We start from the raw sequence: 673 nt of genomic DNA on the forward strand, positions 1-673 counted from the left end.
TGGCCGGCGGGATCGCCTGCGCCTGGATCGGGGTCGGCGTGACGTAGCCGGCCTGGGCGAGCGCCTTCAGGATCGGCGCCGCGAGACCGAAATCGGTGAACTGGGTCAAGTGAATCTTCTTGAATTTTGGCAGCGGGATCGCCGCAAGGCGCGCGCAACGCACGGCCCTCATCGCGATCCGATGTCAGGAGACCGCCCGCGTGATGGAGCGATCCGAGGGACGAGCGATTAAGAGAGGGCCGGGCCTGCCGCGCAGGTGCCGCGGCGAAATCCGTCACGCAGCCCTCTCGAGCGGACCACGATCGGCCGCTGACGCTGCAAGCCGCCATATGGCGTTGTGCGGGTGCGAAGTCAATCGGCGGACGCTGCGTCGCTTGCGCGGCACCCGTGCGGTGGACGCTTGCTCTCGGGTCTCGCCCGATGATTGATACACTCGGAGAGTGTTCTTACGGCCGGAGCCGCCCTCATGTCCGCCCGCCACCCCGCCCTCGCCCGCGCGGAAACGTTCGCCGCCGCCTACGGCCTGCGCCGGCCGCTCCTCCTCGCCCCGATGGCCGGGGCCTGCCCGCCGGCGCTCTCCGTGGCGGTGATGCGGGCCGGCGGGCCCGGGGCCTGCGGGGCGCTGCTGATGCAGCCCGCGGCGATCCTGGCCTGGGCCGAGGCCGTGCGGGAG

At 71.8% G+C, this 673-nt stretch carries 1 protein-coding gene and 1 pseudogene; one reads left to right on the forward strand and one right to left on the reverse strand.

Features of this window, described 5'->3' with window-relative positions:
* Positions 1–109 (reverse strand): DEAD/DEAH box helicase (locus VQ03_RS34905; RefSeq protein WP_167376156.1); only part of this gene is annotated, 109 nt, incomplete at its 3' end.
* Positions 110–466: 357 nt separating this feature from the next.
* Here VQ03_RS34905 and VQ03_RS30435 point away from each other — a divergent pair.
* Positions 467–673: pseudogene (locus VQ03_RS30435) on the forward strand (nitronate monooxygenase); the annotation flags it as partial.

This window comes from Methylobacterium tarhaniae, assembly GCF_001043955.1.
In the GTDB taxonomy this organism is placed as follows: Bacteria; Pseudomonadota; Alphaproteobacteria; order Rhizobiales; family Beijerinckiaceae; genus Methylobacterium; species Methylobacterium tarhaniae.